The sequence below is a fragment of the Microbulbifer sp. 2205BS26-8 genome, assembly GCF_030731025.1.
GTDB lineage: Bacteria > Pseudomonadota > Gammaproteobacteria > Pseudomonadales > Cellvibrionaceae > Microbulbifer > Microbulbifer spongiae.
Genome location: NZ_JAVAMR010000036.1, coordinates 1 through 20,019 on the forward strand (window position 1 = coordinate 1; position 20,019 = coordinate 20,019).

21 protein-coding genes are annotated in these 20,019 nt (G+C 54.2%); 11 read left to right on the top strand and 10 right to left on the bottom strand.

What is annotated here, in order from left to right; translation table 11 throughout:
• Positions 1-314: hypothetical protein (locus Q5Y71_RS12120; RefSeq protein ID WP_306042405.1), on the top strand; the 314-nt coding region annotated here is incomplete at its 5' end.
• Positions 315-454: 140 nt separating this feature from the next.
• On the opposite strand, the gene Q5Y71_RS12125 is transcribed toward Q5Y71_RS12120, so the two are convergent.
• From Q5Y71_RS12125 to Q5Y71_RS12140, 4 genes are all read right to left on the bottom strand, one after another.
• Positions 455-1,375: a hypothetical protein gene (locus tag Q5Y71_RS12125; RefSeq protein ID WP_306042406.1), complete on the bottom strand. Its 921-nt coding sequence runs from the start codon at positions 1,373-1,375 to the stop codon at positions 455-457.
• A 138-nt stretch (positions 1,376-1,513) separates the two neighbouring features.
• Positions 1,514-2,074: a hypothetical protein gene (locus tag Q5Y71_RS12130; RefSeq protein WP_306042407.1), complete on the bottom strand. Its 561-nt coding sequence runs from the start codon at positions 2,072-2,074 to the stop codon at positions 1,514-1,516.
• Between the two features lie 169 nt (positions 2,075-2,243).
• Positions 2,244-3,494: a site-specific integrase gene (locus Q5Y71_RS12135; RefSeq protein WP_306042408.1), complete on the bottom strand. Its 1,251-nt coding sequence runs from the start codon at positions 3,492-3,494 to the stop codon at positions 2,244-2,246.
• A gap of 236 nt (positions 3,495-3,730) precedes the next feature.
• A complete protein-coding gene (locus Q5Y71_RS12140; RefSeq protein WP_306042409.1) occupies positions 3,731-4,618 on the bottom strand; it encodes a YicC/YloC family endoribonuclease in 888 nt (295 codons plus the stop codon).
• A gap of 108 nt (positions 4,619-4,726) precedes the next feature.
• Between Q5Y71_RS12140 and rph the strand changes: the two genes are divergently transcribed.
• The gene (rph, locus tag Q5Y71_RS12145; protein ID WP_306042410.1) at positions 4,727-5,455 is read left to right on the top strand and encodes a ribonuclease PH; all 729 of its coding nucleotides are present in this window, start codon (positions 4,727-4,729) and stop codon (positions 5,453-5,455) included.
• Between the two features lie 90 nt (positions 5,456-5,545).
• Here rph and Q5Y71_RS12150 read toward each other — a convergent pair whose 3' ends face one another.
• Positions 5,546-6,313 (bottom strand): exodeoxyribonuclease III, encoded by a 768-nt coding sequence (locus Q5Y71_RS12150; protein ID WP_301415627.1) that lies wholly within the window; start codon positions 6,311-6,313, stop codon positions 5,546-5,548.
• A 114-nt stretch (positions 6,314-6,427) separates the two neighbouring features.
• Here Q5Y71_RS12150 and pyrE point away from each other — a divergent pair, with 114 nt between their 5' ends.
• Both pyrE and Q5Y71_RS12160 read left to right on the top strand, forming a co-directional pair.
• Entirely contained in the window at positions 6,428-7,081 is a 654-nt protein-coding gene (gene pyrE, locus Q5Y71_RS12155; protein ID WP_301415628.1) for an orotate phosphoribosyltransferase, read from the top strand.
• Between the two features lie 44 nt (positions 7,082-7,125).
• Positions 7,126-7,728, top strand: a complete 603-nt coding sequence (locus Q5Y71_RS12160) for a hypothetical protein (RefSeq protein WP_306042411.1) — start codon at positions 7,126-7,128, stop codon at positions 7,726-7,728.
• A 91-nt stretch (positions 7,729-7,819) separates the two neighbouring features.
• On the opposite strand, the gene slmA is transcribed toward Q5Y71_RS12160, so the two are convergent.
• The 4 genes from slmA to coaBC form a co-directional block, all read right to left on the bottom strand.
• A complete protein-coding gene (slmA, locus tag Q5Y71_RS12165; RefSeq protein ID WP_301415630.1) occupies positions 7,820-8,428 on the bottom strand; it encodes a nucleoid occlusion factor SlmA in 609 nt (202 codons plus the stop codon).
• A 110-nt stretch (positions 8,429-8,538) separates the two neighbouring features.
• Entirely contained in the window at positions 8,539-9,456 is a 918-nt protein-coding gene (gene argB, locus Q5Y71_RS12170) for an acetylglutamate kinase (protein WP_306042412.1), read from the bottom strand.
• Positions 9,457-9,617: 161 nt separating this feature from the next.
• Positions 9,618-12,005 carry a phosphomannomutase/phosphoglucomutase gene (locus Q5Y71_RS12175; RefSeq protein WP_306042413.1) on the bottom strand — a complete coding sequence of 796 codons (2,388 nt, stop codon included), beginning with the start codon at positions 12,003-12,005 and terminating at the stop codon, positions 9,618-9,620.
• Between the two features lie 20 nt (positions 12,006-12,025).
• A complete protein-coding gene (gene coaBC / locus Q5Y71_RS12180) occupies positions 12,026-13,240 on the bottom strand; it encodes a bifunctional phosphopantothenoylcysteine decarboxylase/phosphopantothenate--cysteine ligase CoaBC (RefSeq protein ID WP_306042414.1) in 1,215 nt (404 codons plus the stop codon).
• 140 nt (positions 13,241-13,380) lie between these two features.
• Between coaBC and radC the strand changes: the two genes are divergently transcribed.
• The 7 genes from radC (at position 13,381) to Q5Y71_RS12215 (ending at position 18,284) form a co-directional block, all read left to right on the top strand.
• A complete protein-coding gene (gene radC / locus Q5Y71_RS12185; RefSeq protein WP_306042415.1) occupies positions 13,381-14,055 on the top strand; it encodes a DNA repair protein RadC in 675 nt (224 codons plus the stop codon).
• Between the two features lie 198 nt (positions 14,056-14,253).
• Positions 14,254-14,490 (top strand): 50S ribosomal protein L28, encoded by a 237-nt coding sequence (gene rpmB, locus Q5Y71_RS12190; RefSeq protein ID WP_226644147.1) that lies wholly within the window; start codon positions 14,254-14,256, stop codon positions 14,488-14,490.
• Between the two features lie 36 nt (positions 14,491-14,526).
• Entirely contained in the window at positions 14,527-14,682 is a 156-nt protein-coding gene (gene rpmG / locus Q5Y71_RS12195) for a 50S ribosomal protein L33 (protein ID WP_020413983.1), read from the top strand.
• Positions 14,683-14,780: 98 nt separating this feature from the next.
• A complete protein-coding gene (gene mutM, locus Q5Y71_RS12200; protein WP_306042416.1) occupies positions 14,781-15,596 on the top strand; it encodes a bifunctional DNA-formamidopyrimidine glycosylase/DNA-(apurinic or apyrimidinic site) lyase in 816 nt (271 codons plus the stop codon).
• An 81-nt stretch (positions 15,597-15,677) separates the two neighbouring features.
• Positions 15,678-15,830, top strand: a complete 153-nt coding sequence (locus Q5Y71_RS12205; protein ID WP_306042431.1) for a DUF5993 family protein — start codon at positions 15,678-15,680, stop codon at positions 15,828-15,830.
• 25 nt (positions 15,831-15,855) lie between these two features.
• On the top strand, positions 15,856-16,395 hold the full coding sequence (locus Q5Y71_RS12210) for a disulfide bond formation protein B (RefSeq protein ID WP_306042417.1): 540 nt from the start codon (positions 15,856-15,858) through the stop codon (positions 16,393-16,395).
• A 230-nt stretch (positions 16,396-16,625) separates the two neighbouring features.
• Positions 16,626-18,284, top strand: a complete 1,659-nt coding sequence (locus Q5Y71_RS12215) for an amidohydrolase (protein ID WP_306042418.1) — start codon at positions 16,626-16,628, stop codon at positions 18,282-18,284.
• On the opposite strand, the gene ggt is transcribed toward Q5Y71_RS12215, so the two are convergent.
• A complete protein-coding gene (gene ggt / locus Q5Y71_RS12220; RefSeq protein WP_306042419.1) occupies positions 18,281-19,999 on the bottom strand; it encodes a gamma-glutamyltransferase in 1,719 nt (572 codons plus the stop codon). The two genes, Q5Y71_RS12215 and ggt, sit on opposite strands and share 4 nt — an antisense overlap.
• Positions 20,000-20,019: the final 20 nt, after the last annotated feature.

The following is a 20,019-nucleotide window of genomic DNA, read 5'->3' on the forward strand; positions in this document are numbered from 1 at the left end:
ATTACCGCGAGCACAGACCGTCGGAGAAATTGAAGCCCTGTTGCCATGGAATCTTCAGAGCGCAACGGAAGCAGACCTGCCGAATGAACCAAAGGGCGAGGTTACTTGATCGCTTACAAACAAAGCCAGTGTTCATTCATCACTTAGCCGTCACCGATTCAGTAGACGTGACTGTATTAGCCGCGTTGCAAAGCAAACATATTACACAAAAAGCATTACTCGGCGCTTTGAAGAAAGACATCACCGGGCGCCTGGCTCACGATTTGACGGAAACACTTAGACATTTACCAAACGGGGAGTACATTGGGCATTAAATGAGGAAATAAAAGCCAATATTTTCGATAAGTTATTGTTTTAATCGCCATTAGCTTTTTACTTAGCGAGCAAGCACCGTTTCAGCAGGGGTACAATACCGGTTATCAATCATCGTCCGACAGCGTCGGCTTAGCTTAACTCAATTTTTTAACAAACCTATATCAACCAAAGCCCCATTTAACGCTTTTATATGTGCTCCGTCTCTGGGCCAACCGATTAATGATTGATATAGATTTCCGTCGAGAAAAAAATAAAACACCGGAGTTTGACTAGTATCTAATTTAGGCCAAGGTGGGGTATTATGCATCAAGCCAACTGCCAGTTTTGGATAGGATTTTTTCCAATTCTGGTAAGATTCAAGTTGCAGATCCCCGCTTGGGGGAGATAGCCAGAGTGAATAATTAGAGAATACCTCTCTCAAGCGCTTATCCTTACTAATATACTCGGCTGCCCGAGCCGAAAAACCACACAAAGGGTTTGAAATAACTAAAATATACGGGCCTTTTTTTGGAATATTAAAGGCCCTGTGTATCAAATGGGAGTTCTCAGGCACTAAAATAGTGGGTTGATCATCTAACAGACCCACCTCTGTAGTAATTTTAGGTATCTCTTGCAAGTAATCTAATTTTTGTTTTTCAACCATACTGCTAGCCTTGTCGAACTGACGAGTAGCAATATATGCTTCTTGCAATTCGACGTAATGAGGTTTTTTTATGATTTTCTTTAAGTCGAGATAGTTTAATATCTTTTGCATGTCTTCTACATACTTTATTTGAGGATTATAAAAAATTAACACTTTTGTGGCTTGAAACAAGTACTCCAAACTAGAAGCGCCTAGATTCGCCTTAGCAAGATCGGATATGATTGGCTTTAACTCTGCTGCGTATAGCTTTTCCGCCTCCCTATTGATTAGTTCAATTTCAGAAGCCTTACGGTTAGAATAGATTTCTTGTGGCTTATTATAGCTGTTCTTTATATATGAACTCTCGGTTGCCAAACTAGCAAAAGTCCCCATAAAAAATATTATTATGATTGCAAAGCCGTATATATTTTTTTTCATTGCTATAGCCATAGCCTATGGTTTGGCTCTCAAGATATGGATTACCTTATACGCCCTACACCAAACCTCACCTCAAAAATAAAAGCTTGAAGATGAGATTTGGTGTAAATACGCGCCTAATTACAACTTAGAATTTGGTTATTCCGGGCGATAGCAATTGTCTGTGCATATATGGTCTGTTGCTTTTTTACAAGTTGCTCTAGATATGCAAACATAGTCTTTATAATCAACGAATAGCTGATTAAGCGTGCCCTGAGAAATTATGGGCATATCCTCATCCGATGCAACATGCATGTTTTCTATATTTGAGATTAATGATTGGGCTCCAAATAGTTTCAGTATGTTAAATACTTCTGTCGCGGTTGGGCCATATTCCAATACACCAAAATTAAAGCCAGCCAGACCCCTTTCGCTAAACACCAGGCTATTGATAAAAATCTCTCTCTCAGCAGTTGGCAATCTTCCTAGAGGTGTATTTTCTACTAAATTATTAGCTAAGTAATTTTCCAGATCCAATCGGCTTTTTATTGGGGAGATAAGAAAATCAATTTGTCTTTGTAAAGTTAAAACCTCTTTCTGGAGATTAAGAATAGTTTCTGTCTCCTTGCCTCCTTGCGAACTCTCATCAGAAGATGCCTGTTGAGATGAAAAAATGATTAAAAACGCAGTTACTGTACCAATTAAAGTTGGTGACTTCATGTCTTATTTTCTTTAAAATTTATTAAATTAAGTACAGAGTATAGAATCGCCTCTAGCCATTGCAGCATAATCTATAGGCATTACAGAATACAACTTTTTAAAGTTAAATGTTTTCTGTTATTAGCCCGGCAGGGATATGTGCTTTTTACACATAGCCACAAGCTGCCACTTACGCGGTCTGGCCTATCTGGATGGGGATTGCGTTGGGGAGGTCGTCTATTATTGGGCTTAAAATATTCGCTATTTTGGCTAACGCTTCTTTCCGTTCTTCAAAGTAATCATGCCGATCATAAATGCCTTCAACCCCTTTTAGTTTATGATTTAGGCAGCGTTCCGCGACATGGCCAGGAATACCGTTTGAGGCGAGAAGGCTACGGCATGTGCGACGAAAGTCGTGTACTGTGAAGTGTCCCAAGTCTCCCATAACATTAGGCGGCTGTTTCTTTTTGCCTGCTTCACGTCCAAACAGTTTTGAAATGGCGCGATTTAGGGTATCACTGCCCATGTGTGGCTTTTTACTGGATCTGCGATTGGGGAAGACATATTCAGAGCCACAGGCACGAACCTGTAATTCATTCAACCAAGTTATAGCTTGCGCTGGCAAAGGGATAACGATAGCAACACCGGATTTACTCCTTTCTGCTGGCAGTGCCCACACAGCCTTATCCAAATCAAATTCTGACCACTTGGATTCTATTAGTTCACCTTTGCGCACACCAAGCGCCAGAAGCAATGCACAAGCCAGATAGTTGTCTCTGGTAAAGCTGTCGACGTGTTTACGAAAAACACTAAACACTTTTTTAATTTCGGTCACGCTTAGGGTTCTGTCTCTACTTCGCTCAACGCCGCCCGCGTCAGCAACCCTGAAAGGGGCGGCGGGATTACTGGATAAGAGATCCAGTTTTATAGCGTGGTTAAACAATTGCTTGCAGTACAGCAAGGCATCGTTGGCAATGGTGGGGCGGCCACTGGTGGCTATTTTTTGAACAGCGGCGCGTATATCCACCGGTGAAATAGCCGTAAGTTTCAACTGGCCTATGTCGGGCGCTACATCCTTAGTGTAAATCCGTTTGGGTATGCTTGGGTGCTTCAGTCTTTTTTGTAGACTCAGGTACCAGTCATTAAACAGATCGTCTACAGTCTTGATCTGCTGGTCTTGCCTTCTTTCGACCAATGGGTCAACACCCTGTCTGATCTTTTGCTTCAACTCTTCGGCCTGACCCCGGGCTTCAGCTAGCTTTACATGCGCCACTTTACCAAGCGTCATAGATCTACGCTTTTGGTTCGCCGTGTATCTGAGCATCCAGTACGGAACCCCCCTATTAGGGATCATAAGGTACAGCCCCCCACCGTCACCAAACCGCCCCGGCGTGTTCGACTTGATGATTGCCTGTACTGTCTTAGCTGTTAGCTGTCCCATAAAGTAGCCTCTGCTTTATTGGCATCCTCCCCGTACTGTTAGTGTGAGGTTTACGCCCATTCCATAAAATTGGGTAGTACAATTTATCAAAATATTGAAATCTTTGAAATACTACCCAATTTACTACCCAAACGGCAGCGGATACTACCCAATATGGCCGGACGTTACAGGAAGGAAGAACAAAGAAAACGCTTATTTTTAAGGGCTTAAAGGAAGGCTAGGGAGGTGTTCGGAACTTACTCGATATTTTGCACCTGCTCCCGCATCTGCTCAATGAGGACCTTCAATTCCACCGCAGCCTGGGTGGTACTCGTTACAATGGATTTTGCAGACAGGGTGTTGGCCTCGCGATTGAACTCCTGCATCAGGAAATCCAGTCGTCGACCTATGGCACCACCACCAGAGAGCACTCGGCGTGTCTCGGTGGTGTGTGCATCCAGCCGGCCCAGCTCTTCATCCACATCCGCTTTTTGAGCCAGAAGTACAATTTCCTGTTCCAGGCGCTCTTTGTCCAGATCCAGTGAGAATTCCTCTAGTCGGCTACGCAGCTTTTCCCGTTGCGCCTCCAGGATTTGTGGAAGCAGCTCGCGCACCTGGGAGATTTGTTCCTCGATTCCCACCAGGCGGGTTTCAATAAAATTGGCCAGCTCTGCCCCTTCGCGCTCCCGATTTGCCAAAAGCTGTTGCAGGGCTTCGCGAAAAGCCTGCAGAACAGTGGCGGACTGTCGCTCGGGATCGGTTTCCGGCTCACCGATCACACCAGGCCACTGGAGAATCTGCAAGGGGTTGAGCGGCAGGGTGTCCTCGCCCGCAGCCACCTGTTTGGCGGCCTGTAACAGCGCCTGCGCCAATGCCTGGTTGACCTCCAGCCCGACAGTTTCCCCACTGTTGGTTTTGAGAGTCAGAGTAAGTTCGATTTTGCCGCGGGACAGGTTTTTGCGCAAAATATCGCGCAGCTTGGCCTCCAGCGCGCGCGCGGCCTCGGGAAGGCGGAAGTTGGGTTCCAGGTAGCGGTGGTTTACCGAACGCAACTCCCAGATGGCAATTCCTGATTCGAAAATGGCCTCGGCGCGCCCGAAAGCAGTCATGCTGCGCACGCTGTTTTGTTCTCGGTTATCGGCCATCGCGGATCCTCTGCAGGCGTTTTGTCAGCCCGACATCATAGCACAGCGTCCGGATGCCCATGGGGGGTATATAATGCAGGGCTTCCATGCAATAGATCGAGGTGAGTTATGCAGCGACCCAGTGGCCGTGCACCGGCGCAACTGCGTCCCATCAAGATTACCCGCAACTATACCCGTCACGCTGAGGGTTCTGTGCTGGTGGCGTTCGGCGGCACCAAAGTGCTGTGCAATGCCTCTGTCTCAAGTGAAGTGCCGCGGTTTTTACGCGGGCGGGGCAGTGGCTGGATCACGGCGGAGTACGGTATGCTGCCGCGCTCCACCGGTACACGTATGCCCAGGGAGGCAGCCAAGGGTAAACAAAGTGGCCGCACAGTGGAGATTCAGCGCCTGATTGGTCGCTCTCTGCGGGCGGCTGTAGATCTGGAGAAACTCGGTGAAAACCAGATTACTCTTGATTGTGATGTCATTCAGGCCGATGGTGGTACGCGTACAGCGGCAATTACCGGCGCCTGCGTAGCGCTGGTGGATGCCCTGCGCCATATGCAGCGGGAGAAGCTGCTCAGCGAAGACCCGCTGTTAAATCTGGTTGCGGCGGTATCCGTGGGTATCTATGCGGGGCAGCCGGTGCTGGACCTGGATTATCCCGAGGACAGTAGCGCCGATACTGATATGAACCTGGTGATGGCGGCAGACGGCGGCATGATTGAGGTGCAGGGAACCGCCGAGGGCGCGCCCTTTTCTGAAAAGCAGTTTGCCCAGATGCTGGGTTTGGGCAAGGCGGGAATTGACGAATTGATTGCCCTGCAGAAAGAGGCTTTGGAAGCGCGTGGCGACTGAAATTCAGCAGACTTCCGGCTGCCTGGCCTGGCAGTCTCTGCCGGGGCGCGCATTCTCCCGGAGTGCGATACTGCCCGGGCCCGCCGCTAGTTACACCTCGAGGTCATAATCCATAGTTACCGGCAGGTGGCTGGAGAAATTGACATTCTTGTTGATGGCGCCGTATTCGATGCGATTTTTCAGTCCGTGTGAAACGATCTGCATATCGGTGCGCCAGCCATCGCCCTCGCCGAGAGTGCCACTGGGCCACCAGGTGAACTCATCGGTGTCTTTAACCACCCGGCGGAAAGCATCGGCATAGCCGATTTCATTGAACAACTGGTCCAGCCAGCGCTGTTCATGGCGCATAAACCCCGGGGTATCCTGATGGTCCTGCCAGTTTTGCACATCGGCGCGGCGATGTGCCATACCCCAGTTGCCACAGAAGATAAAGTCGCGGCGTTTGCGGCTGACCTTGTGCAGGTGCGCCTGCATATCGTCGAAGAACTGTACCTTTTTCTCCAGGGTTGCCTCGCCGGTGGCTGTGGGGGCGAGCAGCGAGCCGACACTCAGGCGCTCGAAGTCCGCCTGTAAATAGCGTCCGTACATGTCCTCGCCACTGGCAAAGCCCATACCGAAGATAATGGCTTTGGGCTGGCTGCGGGTGTAGATGGCCACCCCATTTTCGTGGGGTGTTCCCGAGTCGAAGAAGTAGCTGTAATAGCCATCGGGATGAAAGACAGGATGGTCCAGTTGGGGCTCGAGGGCGCGCAGGTCCTGTAGACAGATAATGTCTGCGTCCTGCTCCGCCAGCCACTCGTAGAGGCCGCGTTGTGCGGCCTGGTGCACGCCGTCTACCGACAAGCTTACTATTCGCATTATTAGCCCCTTACCAGCGGACTGTGTATCATTAGAAACATTATGTGTGTGCCTGTCCCCGGGATTGCCACGGGGCAGTCTCCCTTCACCTTAGCCAATAGTTAACAATTTTCCATGCAGCAGTATCAGCGCGATTTTATCCAACTGGCCCTCGATCACCGGGTGTTGCGTTTCGGTGACTTCACCCTGAAATCAGGCCGTCAGAGCCCCTATTTCTTCAATGCCGGGCACTTTCATACCGGTGCAGCGCTGGCGGCACTCGGACACGCCTACGCCGAGGCGGTTATCGCTTCGGAAGTAGATTTTGATGTCATTTTCGGGCCAGCTTACAAGGGTATCCCGCTGGGTGCGGTGACCGCCGTGGCGCTGGCGCAGAGGGGCATCGACAAGCCCTTCTGCTTCAACCGCAAGGAAGCCAAGGATCACGGCGAGGGTGGAACCATAGTGGGTGCGCCGCTGGTTGGCAAGGTTTTGATTGTCGATGATGTGATTACCGCAGGTACTGCAGTGCGTGAAGTAGTGCAAATCATCGCAGCCCACGGAGCCAGGGCCGCCGGTGTGGTGATCGGACTGAACCGCCAGGAAAGAGCGAGTGAGGAATGTGAATTCTCCGCTATTCAGCAAGTGGAGAGACAGTACAATATCCCGGTGATCAGCATCGTGCAGCTGGACAATGTGATCAGTTATCTAGAGCAGGAATCGCAAGACAGCGAGACCCTGCAAAAAATTGTGGACTATCGGCAGCGTTACGGCGTTTCAGATCAATAAGACAGAATCTCTGTGGCGGGCCGAACTATTCAGTGAGAAGTGCGATGCGAGTCGCTCCCGCGGTATATTTACCAGTTGCCGCTCTGTTGTTGTCCGCCCTGACAAATGCCGCGAGCGGTGCCGGTGACCGGGTGCTCTATCGCTATACCGATGCACGGGGCATTGTGGTGCTCAATGAGGTGGTCCCACCCAAGTATGTTGCCAAAGGGTATGAGATCCTCACCCCCACTGGCCGTGTGCTCGAGGTGGTGCCCCCGCAGTTGAGCCCTGAGGAATACGCGGCGAAGCGCCAGCAGGAGGCTCAGCAGGCAGCGGACCGCAAGCTATTAAAGCGCTACAACAGCATTGCCGATATTGAGAGTGCGCGGACGCGTAAGCTGGCCATTGTGGAGCAGGATATGGCCATCATGCGCTCGAATATTGCCAGCCTCGTCCGCCAGATCGCCGAAGAGGAAGCGGCAGCGGCGCGCACCCAGCGCGGTGGCCGTGAAGTGGCACCCGAGCTTCTGCGGCGAATCGCCGATTTACAGATGGAGGTATCGGTCTTGCGCGAGCGCATCAGCCAACGTACGGAGGAAGCCCGCTCTATCGGTGCGGAATTCGACAAGGCGGTTGCCCGTTACACCGAACTCACAACCCGATCCTAGCCGGGCAATCCTTCCGCTGCGTGTTCCTGGGGTTTTTGCCCGCGGCCTGTTTGGTTGCAGGGTGACTCATCGAGAGTTTTCCTGTGCCCCGCTACCTGACCGGGACCACGGCTTCACGAAAGAATCCCGAGGTCAGAACCGGCCACTGTTCCTCCCAATACTCGGTGGGTTTGCGTTTAAAGCCGCTGCGCACATACTGCACGATACGTCCCTCGGCACTGGCCAGCAGCAGGTTGGCCGCGCCGCCCAGGGGCAGCACTGGGCGCAGGTACTCGCGCAGTTCCGCCTCTCGCAGGATCTGCCGAATCTGTGTTTCCAGGCGGTCGAATAACTGTAGAATACGCCCGTGCAGCCGCTCGGTCTCACCCGTTAGGGCATCGCCAGTGAGCAGTCGGGTAATGCCCGGATTGCGTTCACAGAAGGCCAGAAGAAGGTGCAGAATTTTCTGGCAGCGGTTCAGGGCCGAGGGCTCCTCCCGCAGAATCAGCGCGACGCGACTAAAAATCGCCTCTTCGATGAATTCAATAAGGCCCTCAAACATTTTCGATTTGCTAGGGAAGTGGCGATAGAGTGCCGCTTCGGAGAAACCGACCTCCCTGGCCAGGGCTGCAGTTGTGATACGTGCGCCGGGACTGGCTTCCAGCATATGAGCCAGGGCTTCCAGAATTTGTTGCCGCCGAGTAATTTTTTCACTGCTCATTGATTGCCTTTTGTCCGCTTGAGGGTGGACGGTGACCTTGTTTTTATCGCTGTAGCGTTGCGGTGGCGGAATCCTACCGATTCGTTGGGCTGTGTTCAATTGCCAAGGCGTTATCTGCACTCAGTTTGCGTGTGGCTGTTGGTGATCAATGTGCCTACGCCGCTATCTGTGAAAATTTCCAGCAATACTGCATTTGGGATGCGCCCATCGATAATGTGGGCTGAGTTAACCCCGGCTTTGATGGCATCCAGGGCGCAGGCAATCTTGGGAAGCATACCGCCGTAAATAGTGCCATCGTCAATCAGGCTCTGCACCTGTGGACTGGCCAGGCCGGTGAGGACTTTTCCCTGTTTGTCTTTCAAGCCCGCCACGTTGGTGAGCAGCATCAATTTCTCGGCTTTTAGACACTCGGCAATTTTACCGGCCACCAGATCTGCGTTTATGTTATATGAGATGCCATTTCTGTCCACACCAATCGGGGCTATGACCGGAATGAAATCACCGTTGATAAGCATGTTGATGACATCGATGTTGACCTTTTTCACCTCCCCGACCTGACCGATATCGATAATCTCAGAGGCGTGCAGGCCGGCATTTTCATTTTTTCTGGTCAACTTGCGGGCCTCTAAGAGGAGGCCGTCTTTACCGGTTACACCCACGGCGCGGCCGCCATTATGGTTAATCAGGTTGACAATTTGTTTGTTGACGGTACCGCCCAACACCATCTCCACCACATTCATGGTCTCACTGTCAGTGACTCGCATTCCATCCACAAAGCGGGATTCAATATTCAGTTTGTGCAGCAGTTGGCCAATTTGCGGACCGCCACCGTGTACCACCACCGGGTTGATACCCACCAATTTCATTAAGATAATGTTGCGCGCGAAACTATTTTGCAGTTCCCAATCCACCATGGCGTTGCCGCCGAATTTCACCACGATGGTTTTGTTGGTAAATCGCTGGATATAGGGCAGCGCTTCATTTAAAACCTGGGCGACAAGCAGAGCGGACTTCTTATCGAGGGACATGACCATTCCTTTCTGATGAAGCAGGCCCGGGTGGGTGTTGCCATCGGGCCTGCCGGGGGTACCGGGCAGATAACCGGGGTATATGTTGGTGAAAGCGCTGACCAGGGATCAGCAGCGGCATCAGCATCTGCCGCAATGAATGTGCAATCAAGCCGAACGCGCTAATCCACAAGCTGCCAGTTGGGCACTGTGATCGCAGGCGCGATCCTCCTCAGCTGGTCCATCACTTCCGTGCGAATACGCTCCAGGGCTTGGGCATTTTCCGCTTCAAAACGCAGTGTCAGCGCACTGGTGGTGTTGGAGGCGCGCACCAATCCCCAACCATCGGGAAACTCGATACGCAGACCGTCAATGGTATTGATATCTGCCTTGGCAAAGTCTCCCCGTTCGCGCAGTTGATCGACAAGGGAGAACTTCTCCCGCTCCTCTACTGGCAGCAAAATTTCCGGGGTGCTCTCCATTCTTGGCAGTGAATCCAAAAGCTCATCGAGTGTCTGTTCGCGCAGGGCCATAATCTCCAGTATGCGCGCGGCCGCATACATACCGTCGTCAAATCCAAACCAGCGATCCCTGATGAAAATATGTCCCGACAGCTCGCCGCCCAGAATGGCTTTGGTTTCCAGCATTTTGGTTTTTATTGGTGCGTGGCCGGTTTTCCACATCACCGGGCGGCCGCCATACTGGCTGACCAGTTGCGCAAGGCTGCGGCTGCTTTTTACATCGAAAACGATAGGCTCCCCGGGGTGGCGACCGAGAATATCCCGCGCCAACAGCATTACCAACTGATCTGCCCAGGCGATGCGCCCACTGCGTGAGACCAGGGTAACCCTATCGCCATCACCATCGAGCGCGACACCGAGATCAGCACCGCATTCTGCCACCTTGTCGATCAGGGCCTGCAGATTTTCCGGCTGGGAAGGGTCCGGCGGATGATTGGGAAAATTACCATCCACTTCACAAAAAATAGGGGTCACGGCACAGCCCAGTTGCTCAAACAGTCGCGGCGCCAGAACGGAAGCAGCACCGTTACCGGCATCCACAACCAGATGTGGCTGCCCTGCAAGGGCGACATTATTCAGAATCTCGTCAATGTATTTGTCTTTGATTTCCTGTGCACGATTACTGCCCTCACCCTGCTTGAAAGGACCTTTCTGCATCAGTTGATACAGCCCCTGTAGTTTTTCCTCGGCCAGTGGGCGCCCTTTCAGGACGATTTTAAATCCATTGTCCTCTGCGGGATTGTGACTCGCAGTTACTATAACGCCACTGTTGGTATTTTTTCCCTTTGCGCAGGCGTAATAAAGTAGGGGCGAGGGTATTAGCCCCAGGTTAATACTATTGCAACCACTGTCGAGAATACCTTCCATCAGGCAGTTGCCCAGCAGTTCACTGCTATTGCGGCCGTCGCGTCCGACCAGCAGAATAGATTCGCCAGCGTGTTGTGCCAGGGTTCCCAGGGCGCGCCCCAGTTGGTAGGCGAAAGGCTCATTGATTTCCTCGCCGGCAATACCGCGAATATCGTAGGCACGAAACACATGTTGTGGACAGTTGATGCCCGGGTTCAGCCCGGAACGGTCCATCGCCACTGCAGGTTGTTTGCCGGCTGTGTTGTTTTCCCCGTCTTGCCGTGAGACATCTGCAACAATACTCGGTGCTGAAGCGAGGCCCTGGGGCATCGCACTCTCCTCCTGTAAGACATCCTCAGCCGGCACGGATGTTCCCGTTCCACCTTTTGTACCATTGTCCCTGCGCTCCCAGGGCGCTTTGGTCCCCTTGGGGAGGAACGCCACCAGTAATACCAGAGAAATCAGTGTGCCTGCGCCGGCACCGAGATAAATCCAGAGTGCCGGCAGACTGTGCCGATGTGTGAAGCTGTCTGAGGGACTAAACTGAACACGCAGATAGCTGTCCTGAAGATTGACCCTAGTGGCATGCCCCGCTCCCTGACCACCGCGCCACAGTATCTGTGCCGGTGCATCGGGAAATTTCTGAATCAGCTGGATTTGCCCCTGGCTCCTGTCGAGTTTGTTCAGGGCATTTTCCAGGATGGCGAAAGGCTGGGAGATCAGTAGCTGCGCTCCCTGCAGATTCAGCACATTGTGCAGCTGCCAGCTGTTGTCCTTGCCGGTACGCAGTATTTCCAAGGGTGGCAGCGATTCGGTTTGGCCGCGTTTGAGCAGGTCCACCAGGGCGAAATTAAGGGTTGGATTTGCACCTGCACCCACTTGAATCTGTTGCTCAGTAAAAACCTGTACAGAAGACCCCTCGAGTAGTTGCGCAGTTTTCAGCTGTGTGAAAGCCGGTATTTCTGCAGCGCGGACTGCTTGCAGGCGTCGAGAGCGCTCGCTCAACTGTTGCTGAACTATCTGGGCAAACGTTTCTCCCTGTTGTTGTGCCTCCTGCCTTACCTGGTTCTGGTTGTAGGGATCCACAACGTATTCCATCAGTAAATAGGCACCGCCAAGCCAGGTGGCAGCGGCCAGTAGTGATGGCAAGAGCAGTCCCTTGTGCAGGCGCACACGTCGATGGTCTTTGTTGTTAGAAACCACGAATTTTCCTGTTGTAACGGTTACTGATGTTGTGCTTTGGCCGCGATGATTTCTATTAATTGTTTGGCCAGACTGGTCTTTAACGTCAGAGGCAAAGTTTGACAGCCATCGCGGTCTATGACTGTGACCGCGTTTTTATCGCTGTCAAAACCGCCGTCTGCACGGCTGACATCATTGGCAATAATCATATCGAGGTTTTTGCGCTGCAGCTTGCTTTGCGCATACTGCGTCACCCGCTGGGTTTCCGCAGCGAAACCCACGGTGAAGGGGCGCCGTGTGGTGCGCGCTGCGATGCCCGCGATGATATCGGGATTTTTTACCAGGGCTATCGAGCTCTCGTCGTGACAGTCCTGCTTTTTTTTAAGTTTTTGCCCGGCTGCGGTTGCCGGGCGAAAATCCGCTACTGCAGCAGCGCCGATAAAAATATCGCAGAGATCGGCCGCGCGCTCGGCGGCATCGCGCATTTCCCGGGCATCGACAACATCGATGCGCTTTACCTGTGCCGGGGTACTGAGATTCACAGGTCCCGAGATCAGTGTCACCTGTGCGCCGGCCCGCCGGGCCGCCGCGGCGAGGGCAAAACCCATTTTACCGGAGCTGTGATTGCTGAGGTAGCGGACCGGGTCCAGGGCTTCACGGGTGGGACCTGAGGTGACCACCACTTTTTTTCCGTTCAGGCAGTCGCTGCTGGTGTACAGGCACTCTGCCTGTTGTGCCAGTTCCTCCGGCTCCAGCATACGCCCGGGTCCCACATCGCCGCAGGCCTGGCTGCCGCCCGCCGGGCCCCAGAACAGCACACCACGCTTGCGCAGGGTTTGCGCATTGGCCACAGTGGCGGGGTGGCGCCACATGGCCTGGTTCATGGCGGGCGCCAGCGCCAGCGGCGACTCGCTGGCCAGACACAGGGTGGTGAGCAGGTCATCCGCCATGCCACAGGCAAGCTTGGCCATGACCTGGGCGCTGGCGGGGGCGATGAGGGTCAGTTCGGCCCATCTGGCCAATTCTATATGCCCCATGGCCGCCTCCGCTGCCGGATCCAGCAGATCGGTGTGCACCGGATTGCCGGACAGGGCCTGATAGGTCAGCGGTTGCACAAATTCACGGGCTCCGGCACTCATGACCACCCTCACCGCGGCACCGCGCTCCCTGAGGCGGCGCACCAGGTCGGCACTCTTGTAGGCGGCGATACCGCCGCTGATACCCAGGACTATGTGTTTGTCGGCCAGGGAGGACATAGGTGCAGTTCCCGAATTGCTACAAGGAGGTAAGATTAGCATTGATGCCTCTGTTCATATAAGACGGGGTTCAGGCATTCACTGAAATGCGGCTAGTGGCGGGGAATGAGGCGCTGTGGTGGAAAGGTCGGGGGGCAAAGGTGAAAATCAAGGATTGGCCCGAGGCTGAGAGGCCGAGGGAAAAGCTGTTGGCGCGAGGTGCCGGGGCACTATCGGATGCGGAGCTACTGGCCATTTTTCTGCGCGTGGGATTGCCGGGGGTTTCAGCGGTGGATATGGCACGCAGGCTGCTGAGTGAATTTGGCGGCTTGCGTGCGCTGCTGGAGGTGGACCGGGACCGGTTCTGCCGAGCACGGGGACTGGGCAATGCCAAGTTTGCCCAGTTGCAGGCGGCGCTGGAAATGGCGCGGCGGCACCTGGCAGAGACCGTCCAGCTGGGCAGTGCCCTGGGTAGCCCTGCGGCACTGCGGGATTATCTGGCCATGCAGCTGCGCCATCGCCGCCGCGAGGTTTTCTGCTGTCTCTATCTGAATAACCGACGCCGGGTCATTGCCTTTGAAGAGCTGTTTGAAGGGACGCTCAACGCCGCGAATGTGTATCCCCGCGAGGTGGTACAGGCCGCACTCTACCGGGATGCTGCAGCGGTAATTTTGGCGCACAATCATCCGTCCGGTTCCTGTGAGCCCAGCCAGGCGGATATCTGGATTACCGAGCGCCTGGTTCAGGCACTGCAGCTGTTCGATATCCCGGTGCTCGACCATATGATTATCGGCGAGGGCGAGGCGCTGTCCTTTGCCGAACAGGGGCTGCTGTAGAGCGTGGCTGCCAAGCGGTATTGACAGGCTGTACAAAACTTGCCCCCTCCGGGCTCTTTTGGTATAAAACGCCGCTCTTTGCGGCCGGGCCGGATTCTGAACAGGTTCCGCCGCCATCCAGGAACCGGATTAGAATCCCGCAGCGCCTTCCTCTTCAGGGGGGATCTGTGGGTACAAGCGTATTGAAGAGGCCAACAGATGTCTAAGGTATGTCAGGTAACCGGTAAACGACCGGTCACCGGAAACAATGTATCCCACGCCAAGAATCGCACCAAGCGCCGCTTTGTGCCAAACCTGCACAGCCATCGTTTCTGGGTGGAATCCGAGAAGCGCTTCGTGAAACTGCGTGTATCTGCAAAGGGCATGCGTGTTATCGACAAGAAAGGGATCGACGCTGTTCTGACGGAGCTGCGTACCCGCGGCGAGAAAGTGTAACGGCTGTAGCCCAGCAAACCGATTGGAGAGAGAGCAATGCGCGAGAAGATCCGCCTGAATTCCAGTGCCGGTACCGGCCACTTCTATACGACTACCAAGAACAAACGCAACATGCCTGAGAAAATGGAGATCAAAAAGTACGATCCCGTTGTACGCAAGCATGTTATGTACAAGGAAGGCAAAATCAAGTGACTGCCACTTGCTTAGCCTGTAAAAAGCCCGGCGAGCCACCGGGTTTTTTGTATCTGCGGATTCGGTGCGGCGGCCTTGAGGGTCCGCAAAATCAGACAATGCCAGAACTGCCGGAAGTAGAAACCACGCGTTTGGGTCTGCAGTCCCACCTGGAGGGCTGCCGGATACGCTCTGCCGAGGTGCGCCAGCCCCACCTGCGCTGGCCGGTGGGGCCAGATTTTGTACGCCATATCCGCGGTGCCCGGATACATCGCCTGACACGTCGTGCCAAGTATCTGCTAGTGTACACGGATACGGGCTGTGCCATCTGGCACCTGGGGATGTCCGGCAGCCTGCGTATGGTGGAGGCCGACACTGAGCCTGAAAAACACGATCATATCGACTGGTGGCTCGACAGTGGCTGGTTACTGCGCTACCGGGACCCGCGCCGCTTTGGTGCGCTGCTGTGGACTTCCGGCGACCCCCTCACCCACAAACTGCTCAGACACCTGGGTCCGGAGCCACTCTCTGGCAAATTTAACGAGGACTATCTGTTCTCGGTCTCCCGCAAGCGCCGGCAGCCGGTGAAAACACTCATTATGGATGGGCATATTGTTGTGGGTGTCGGCAATATCTACGCCAGTGAATCCCTGTTTCTTGCCGGTATCCGCCCGGACCGGGAGGCGGGTTCTATCTCCAAGGCCCGCTATGGGCGCCTCGCGGAGGCGATCAAGCAGGTGTTGCAGCGGGCAATCACCCGGGGAGGAACTACCCTGAGGGACTTCATCGGGGGGGATGGAAAACCGGGTTACTTCGCCCAGGAACTCAATGTCTATGGCCGTGCGGGGGCGCCCTGCCCAACCTGCACCCGCCCCCTGAGCGACAGGGTTTTGGGGCAGCGCAACACTTTTTTCTGCACCCGTTGCCAGCGCTGACTGGCCAGCCCCTGCGCAGACAGCCGGGATCGGCAATACTACTATCAACAGGAGTGCCGGCTGCGGAGATAGCCCGTGGTAATGCTGTTGCCTTTCCTCACGGTTCTGATAGCCATCTGGTTTCTATGGAAAGGCCGCCGGTGTGCGGTGATCGGCTGGTGGCTGGCGACCTTGCTGATTTATATCGCCTGGTGTGCTTATCACATGACCGAGGTATTGGACCTCTCCTTCTAGGAGCGGTGGTGGCATGGCGTGTACAGTGCGAAGACTCGATACCCTGACCCTGCTGGCCGTCACCATCGCGTTGTGGTTTGCCATTGCCGTGGAGGTATTCCTGCACCAACTGCCCTGCCCCCTGTGCCTGCTGCAGCGTGTCGCATTTACTATGGTGGGTATCGGCCTGTTATTAAACTTGCGCTTCGGTGTGTGCCCCATGCACTACGGAGTGGTCATACTGTCGAGCCTCGCCGGACTGGCTGTGGCTGCGCGTCAAGTACTGCTGCATATCCTGCCGGGTAATCCTGGCTTTGGCAGTCCTTTTCTCGGCCTGCACCTGTATACCTGGGCTGCTATTGCTTTCTTTGCCCTGTTGGCCTACAGCGGGACTGCCCTGATGCTGGCCTTTGCCCGGCAAAACGGTACCCTGCGCCGGTTCAGTTTCCCAGAGAAATGTGTCGTAATGGCGTTTTTCGCCATTGCTCTGATCAACCTGATCAGTACTGTTTTTGAGTGTGGCCCGGGCCCCTGCACCAGTCACTCCTTTGGTTATCACTGGTTCAGGCCCTGGCTCGGTGAATGAGCCCGGTAATCTAATCGGCTGTCGGGTTAACCGCCAGGTGCTTTCCCTTCCTATAATTTTTCTGTTGATGGTTGAAGTGTAAGTGGTGGGAAAATTGCTGTTTAACTATCAATGAGTGAGTTGATTTTTTATATCGAAAAAATCTGTACAGAGTGTATTGCTGTGCTATCGATAGAAATCTCAAGTTCATACCGGTAAAGATTCTTCTCACCTGGGAAAGGGGAGATAACATGATACGCCTGGCCTGGGTTTTAGCGGGTTTTCTTTTGCTCTCCTGTGAGCGGGCAGACTCAGGGGGGGTATCGATATCTGCCCCAGCCGACCTGGTGATTAAAAATGCGCATATTTACACTGTGGACAGGGAGCGTTCCATCGCTTCGGCGATGGCTGTCCGGGGTGGACGCATTATCTACATTGGCAGTGGCCGGAAAGTAGAAAACCATATCGGACCACAAACGAAAATCGAAGACCTGCATGGAGGGTTTATTTTACCGGGATTCATACAGGGTATAACGATTCGGGGAGCAATCTCCGGTATCAATCTTTTCTCTGGAAACTCTATAGAGGATTATCGTCGTTGCGTGGAAAGATTCACCACGGAAAATCCGAATCAACAGGTGATTGTTGGCATGGGTTGGCGTCCGCAGGTTTTTTCCTCACGGAGGCCCCATAAAGAGATGCTGGACCAGATCAACGACCTGATTCCGATCATCCTGTTTTCTGCCGATAGTGCCAGCATTTGGACAAATTCTGAGGGGCTGGCGGCTGCAGGTATCAATAACGATACAGAGAATCCCGAAGGTGGTTTGATTGTGAAGGATGAAGATGGCATGGCTGTCGGCTTACTGCAAGGGCGTGGTGCAACTGCACTTTTGCAGAAGTTGATACCGGAAGGCCACACCAAAGACTATCGGGAAGCTATTTTGCGGGTCCAGAAACTTGTGCCAAGTCAGGGAGTGACAACGGTTTATGAAGTCGGGATACCCCCAAGGAGCGATAGGGAACAATTAGCGGATATGGACACCTTATCCGGGCTCAGTCCTTTGGATCTGCGACTAAGGACCGCATTTACCGTTTCTTCGGAAATTACCGAGGCACAGCTAAAGGAGTTGCAAGGGCTTGCAAAACACTATGCCAGTGAAGATTTCCAGATAGGCTCGGTGCGTGTTTCTGCACTGGAGCATCAGGCAACTTCCACCGGCATGCACGCGGCTGTAAAGCCGGTAGAGATTGATAGCATGACCCGATTGCTTCAGCGGGCAAACAGGCAAAGTTTCCCGGTACAACTGTATGCGGGAGATCGGGCCAGCACCGAGCGGGCCCTGTCGGTCCTGCTGCAGTTAGGGGCGATCGCGGAGCACCGAAATCAGCGCAACAGCATTCTGGGTGCCTCAATCACCAGTGTCGGGGAATTACAGCGGTTTGCACAGGAAAACATTGTGGCGGTATTGCACCCTGGGCAGATTCCGTCAAAGCCTGTTCGCCCCGACAGGTCCGGGGCCGGGCGTTTTTTCCCCGAGGGGGTGACTCTGGTATCCGGCTATGCCTGGTTACCGGGCGGGCCGGACACGCCACTGGCCGGTATACAATCCGGCGTTCGGCGCAGGATTCCACTCGCAGCGATGATAGAGACCTTTACCATTAACGGCGCCTTTGCCAACGGCTTAGAAGCAGAAACCGGCAGCTTGGAGAAGGGCAAATGGGCGGACTTTATTGTGTTGGACCGCAATCTCTTTCGTATTCCTGTGCAGGAAATCCACAGGGCCCGTGTCCTGCGCACCTATTACAAGGGAAAGCTGGTCCACGACAGTGGCAGCGCCCGCCACTCGCTTTTCCCGGCAGATAAAAATTGCCAGGAGGGCTCTCAAGGGACAACCAGAGGGTGTTAGTGCCCTTGGGCGCTGCCCTCCCGGCGGGGGTCAGCACCGCCATAGAGCTTGTTGTCTTTTAGCGCGATCGCGTGAAGGCCGCTGTTGAGGTTGCGCTCCACAACCCGGTGTCCACGCGCCTGCAGTTTCTCGACGGTATCCTCGCTGAAGAACCCCGGCTCCAGTTCCACACGCCGGCCGATAGCCGCGATGTTACCGGCGGCAATAGCGTCAGCGATGGGCATGTTCAGTCCCAGGTGATAGAGAATAGTGCGCGCGGTGTAGTCGATAATGCGGGAACCACCGGGCGAACCCACTAACAGGCGCATGCTGCCATCGGGGTTGAATACGATCGTAGGGGACATGGAAGAACGCGGCCGCTTGCGCGCCTGGATGCGGTTGGCCACCGACAGCCCGTCTGTATTTTTTGGGGTGAAGGAGAAGTCGGTCAACTGGTTATTCAGCAGGAACCCCTTCACAAACAGACGCGATCCAAACCCGGTTTCGATACTGGTGGTCATACTGACCCCGTCGCCGTAACGGTCGACAATAACCAGATGGCTGGTATTGGGCATTTCCGGCGATTGCGACATACCGCGCTTTGAGGGTTGGCCGGTGGGATTGCCGGGCTTGGCCACGGTGGCACTGTCCGGATCGATCAGCGCTGCGCGCCTTTTCAGGTAGTGGGTGGAGACCAACAGTGTACTGGGTACACTGACAAAATCGGGATCGGCGGCATAGGTGTTGCGGTCGGCAAATGCCAGCTCTGATGCCTCGACAAACAGGTGGGTAAGCTGATCGCCGCCGGCTTCCAGGTCTTGCAGTGGGAACGCCTGCAATACACCCAGGATACCGCCCATGGTGGCGCCGCCCGAGGAGGGTGCATCGGCACTGCAGACGCGGTACTGGAGAAACGGGAAGCACAGTGGCTGTCGTTCTTTTGCATGATATTTTGCCATATCCTCCAGGCTGAGCAGGCCCGGATTGATGGGGTCGTCCTGTACCGCCTGTACAATTGCCTCGGCGATCTCGCCCCGGTAAAAGGCATCGGCACCGCCCTTGGCGATGGTCCGCAGTGTTTGCGCGTACTCCGGATTTTTCAGCCGGTACCCCACCGGCAGTGGCTCGCCGTCACTATTGAAGAAGTAGTGGGTGATGGCGGGCCTGGCGGCCACCCTGGGTAATTTCAATAATAATTGGTGCAATCGCGGGGAAACTTCAAATCCAGATTCGGCCAACTGGATCGCCGGCTGGAACAGGGACGCCCAGGGCAATTTGCCGTCGTGCCGATGTGCCAGAGCCAGCATGCTGATCACGCCGGGCACACCCACGGAATAACCGCCGATCACTGCCTGCATAAAAGAGCGCGGTTTGCCATCGTGCATGAAATAGTGTTCGTTGACTGCTGCCGGTGCTGTCTCCCGCCCGTCGTAGTAGCGGAGTTTTTTCTGTTCGGCGTTGTAGCTGAGCATAAAGGCGCCGCCGCCGATGCCCGATGACTGCGGTTCCACCAGTCCCAATACCATCTGTGCGGCGATGGCTGCATCTACGGCGGTACCACCGCGCGCAAGGATCTGTTCAGCGGCGCGGCTGGCATAGGGGTTGGCGGTAACGGCCATATAGGTTCCGGCAGTAGCGGATTTGATGGCGCTGCGACCGGTATCAATTTCCGGTTGCGGCTCGTCGGCAATGGCCGGATTCAGAAAAACGGCGAAGGCGAAGAGAAGGTGGCGCACGAGACACTCCGCGGACTGTG